Genomic DNA, 539 nt, shown 5'->3' on the forward strand with positions numbered 1-539 from the left:
GCAGCAAACGCAAAAGACATCGAACTTGGTCGCGAAGCTGGTCTGACCGATGCGCTGTTAGACCGTCTACTGTTGAATGAAGAACGCTTAACGGGCATTGCAAATGATGTTCGCAATGTGATCAGCCTAAACGATCCTGTGGGCAGCGAAATCGACAGTAAAGTGCTAGAAAACGGCATGTCTCTATCTCGCCGCCGTGTACCACTTGGTGTTGTGGGTGTGATTTATGAAGCGCGTCCAAATGTGACTATCGACATTGCCGCACTGTGCCTGAAAACGGGTAACGCCAGCATCCTACGCGGTGGTAAAGAGACGTTTTTCTCTAACATGGAACTCGTGAAAGTTATCCAATCAGCCCTTGCAAAAGCAAACTTGCCAGCCGCTTCAGTACAGTACATTGAAAAGCCAGATCGCGAGCTGGTTTCTCAACTGCTTAAACTGGATGACTACGTTGATATGATCATCCCACGTGGTGGAGCTGGTCTGCACAAAATGTGTAAAGAGAACAGCACAATTCCAGTGATCATCGGCGGTTTTGG

General features: G+C 48.4%; 1 protein-coding gene. It reads left to right on the forward strand.

Features of this window, described 5'->3' with window-relative positions:
- On the forward strand, positions 1–539 hold a 539-nt coding region (locus R7Z50_RS30565; RefSeq protein ID WP_318150159.1), incomplete at both ends, for an aldehyde dehydrogenase family protein.

It is taken from the genome of Vibrio sp. 1249-1 (assembly GCF_033340495.1).